The organism is Alteromonas sp. ABH4_457 (assembly GCF_056160625.1).
Window position 1 is genome coordinate 1 of sequence record NZ_JBSWXN010000014.1, and the last position, 1,601, is coordinate 1,601.

The 1,601-nt window shown below is 46.5% G+C and carries 1 protein-coding gene; it reads left to right on the forward strand.

Annotated features, from left to right (window positions below):
* Window positions 1-84: 84 nt before the first annotated feature.
* Window positions 85-1,131, forward strand: coding sequence for an IS110 family RNA-guided transposase (locus ACXAGR_RS23725; RefSeq protein ID WP_474852915.1), 1,047 nt, complete (start codon window positions 85-87; stop codon window positions 1,129-1,131).
* Window positions 1,132-1,601 lie beyond the last annotated feature (470 nt).

A 1,601-nucleotide genomic window follows, 5' to 3' on the forward strand; every position in this document is an offset into this window, starting at 1 on the left:
TTGATACTTATTGAGCCTTCTCCCCAGCTTAGCCAATTTCTTGGCTAAGCTGGAAGGCGACCAAACCAAAACGGAGAAGACTCAATGCAATTTTATACTAACTTACATCCTTTTTACTGCGGAATCGATCTTCATGCCCGAATGCTCTACGTTTGCATCCTTGATGAGCGTGGCGACATTCTGGTTCACAAGAAGATTAAAGACTCTCCTGAACAGCTTTTAACACTACTTTCTCCCTATCTGGGAAATATCGTTGTCGGCGCAGAATGTATGCATTGCTGGTATTGGCTCAGTGATTTTTGCGAACAGCACAACATCGACTTTATTCTTGGCCATGCCTTGTACATGAAGGCTATTCATGGCGGCAAAACCAAGAATGATAAAATCGATGCATATAAAATTGCCAAGCTCATGCGAGGCGGTAATTTTCCGTTGGCGTATGTTTATCCAAAAGAAAAGCGCGCTATACGGGACTTGTTGCGTAGACGAACCCATGCCATGCGTCACAGTGCTGAATTAAAAGCCTTTGTTAAAAATGCGCTTGCCCAGTACAACCTGCCACTTCCCGAAAAATCAGATTTAAGTTACACCACCGGCCGGGATTCTATGCGCGGCTATTTTCCTGATCCACTGGTACAACGCAGTGTGGATATGAATCTGCGTCTGATTGAAATTTATGACCATGAAGTTAGCAGTATCGAATGTTATGTAGAGAAGATAACTAAAAATGACAACGGCCGTGACTATCATCTGCTACGTTCATTGCCCGGTGTCGGACGGGTTCTGGCTCTGACAATTCTTTACGAGATTGGCAATATCCAACGCTTTGAGAGTGTTCAGAAGTTCGCCTCCTATTCACGGTTGGTCAAATGCAAAGCCGAGTCAGCGGGCAAAACGTACGGTACTCAGGGCAATAAAATCGGTAATGCACATCTTAAGTGGGCATTCTCGGAAGCTGCGGTGTTGTTCTTGAAAGGCAACCCGCGTGCACAAGCATATCTCGCTAAGTTACAAAAGCGCATGAGTAAAGCAAAAGCACTCTCGGCCCTGGCCCATAAACTCGGGCGATGCATGTATTATATGTTGAAGAATAAAACGGTGTTCGACAGTGAACGCTTTTTAGCGGGGTAAGTCGCGCAGGCGGATGAGCTGAAAATCTAACTGGTCGAATGGCGAGTATCATGTTTATCACTTATTTAGGCAGTAAACCTGCAATGTGATGAACTATACCGGTGTCCACAGCCACCACGCTTTGATTAGACATCCGCCTGTTGCGCAACAATACCCTGTGCTAAATCGCTTGCACCTGCACTGAGCCTTCCACTAACTGGCGAGAATAATCAGCCATTACGTTTTGAATAGTGCCAGCATCAGGTTAACCGATGAATGTCTAGTGCCCCTGCACCCGCCACGGATTGCCCGGCAGCAGGCAGCGATGAGATCGCATTAAGAGAGCCTCTATATGTGTTTGCCGCAGGCGTTGCCTGACGATGACCATGACAGATGAAGTTAAGAGGTTTAGCCCAGGGATTTGAACTGGCTGCTCACGCAGCCAGGGAATTGCTATTACCTATTGACCGGAGTTGGGCTCATATGTGTTA